We start from the raw sequence: 1,435 nt of genomic DNA, 5'->3' as shown, positions 1-1,435 counted from the left end.
CGGCCCGGCTCGCGCGCATCCACGCCCGGATCGCGAACCAGCGGCGCGACGGGCTACACAAGCTCACCACCCGGGTGGCGAAGAACCACAGCATGATCGTGGTGGAGGATCTGCACGTAGCCGGGATGGTCCGTAACCGGCGGCTCGCCCGCGCCATCTCGGACGTCGGGATGGCCGAGATCCGCCGCCAGCTCGCCTACAAAACCGGCTGGTACGGCTCGACGCTCGTCGTCGCCGACCGCTGGTATCCAAGCTCGAAGACCTGTTCCGGCTGCGGCAGGCGAAACCCAAGCCTGACCCTGTCGGACCGCACCTTCGACTGCCCGTCCTGCGGACTGGTAGCCGACCGCGACGCCAACGCCGCGGTCAACCTGTCCAACCTCGTCGCCGCCAGTACGACGGAGACGGTAAACGCCCGTGGAGCCGACCGTAAGACCGCGTCCGCGCGGCGGGTGGCTGTGAAGCGGGAACCCGGCACGGCCACGGCCGGTCAGACCGGGACCGCCGCCCCGCAAGAGGCGGCTGCGAGACAGAGGCTTACTCATGCTTCATGACTCGCAACGGTCACCGCGGCGTCAGGCCGGCGTGGTGCCGCCGGCCGCCGATTGCTGGACGACCTCGAACTCGAGCAGTGAGGAGCCTGACGCCACCGGACGCGCGCGCTCGCCGGAGTGCGCCTCCATGGCCGGCCCGGTCAGCCATGCCTGGAACGACTCCTCGCTGTCCCAGTGGGTGACGACGAAGTACCGGTCGTCTCCCTTCACCGGCCGTAGCAGCTCGAACGACAGGAAGCCGGGCTGGCCGTCCACCGCGTGCAGCCGGTTCGCGAACCGCTTCTCCAGCTCCGGACCGGCACCCTCGGGAACCTCGATCGCATTGATCTTCACAACAGTCACGAATACAGCCTAGGACCAGTCGGGCGGTGGCGAACCGCTTCCGCGCCGACTGCACTTCCGTGCCGACGGCACTCCCTCCGGTCAGCGGGTGCGGTGGACGGTGATGCGGGTGAAGGAGCCGACGTAGATGTGGCCGCCGTCGGCGAGGGGGAGAGAGCGGCCGGGGGCGATCGGGGTCCGGTCCTCGCCGATCCAGGTGCCGTTCGCGGAACCGAGGTCGGTGACGGTCAGCTGGCCGTCGGCGGCGTGGTCGAGGAAGGCGTGGGCGCGGGACACGCCGAGGTCCTCGGGGGCCACCGAGAGGTCTATCTGCGGCCGGATGTCGCGGCGGGGGCTGCGCCGGCCGATGAGCGTGCGCTCGCCGGTGAGGACGACGCGGCGTCCCGTGGGCGGGTCGGGGAACTCGACCTCGTCGTCGTTGCGGTCGAAGAACGCGCGGTCGGGACAGACCTCGGCCACCCAGCCCGCGTCGGGCTCGACCGGCGTCGACGCCTGCGGTGCTGCGGGCGTGGGTGGGGCCAGGCGGATCGGCTGCGGGG

3 protein-coding genes are annotated in these 1,435 nt (G+C 71.0%); 1 reads left to right on the top strand and 2 read right to left on the bottom strand.

The features are described from left to right. Positions 1-554 (top strand): RNA-guided endonuclease InsQ/TnpB family protein (locus tag C1A33_RS25275; protein WP_133150825.1); only part of this gene is annotated, 554 nt, incomplete at its 5' end. A 21-nt stretch (positions 555-575) separates the two neighbouring features. Here C1A33_RS25275 and C1A33_RS25270 read toward each other — a convergent pair. After that, the gene (locus C1A33_RS25270; protein ID WP_165818582.1) at positions 576-896 is read right to left on the bottom strand and encodes an antibiotic biosynthesis monooxygenase family protein; all 321 of its coding nucleotides are present in this window, start codon (positions 894-896) and stop codon (positions 576-578) included. Positions 897-977: 81 nt separating this feature from the next. After that, the coding region (locus C1A33_RS25265; RefSeq protein ID WP_243407935.1) for an FHA domain-containing protein at positions 978-1,435 on the bottom strand (458 nt) is incomplete at its 5' end.

This window comes from Frankia canadensis (assembly GCF_900197875.1).
GTDB classification, from domain to species: domain Bacteria; phylum Actinomycetota; class Actinomycetes; order Frankiales; family Frankiaceae; genus Frankia; species Frankia canadensis.
Note: the sequence above shows the minus strand (reverse complement) of the source record. Positions and strands in the feature narration are given on the sequence as shown.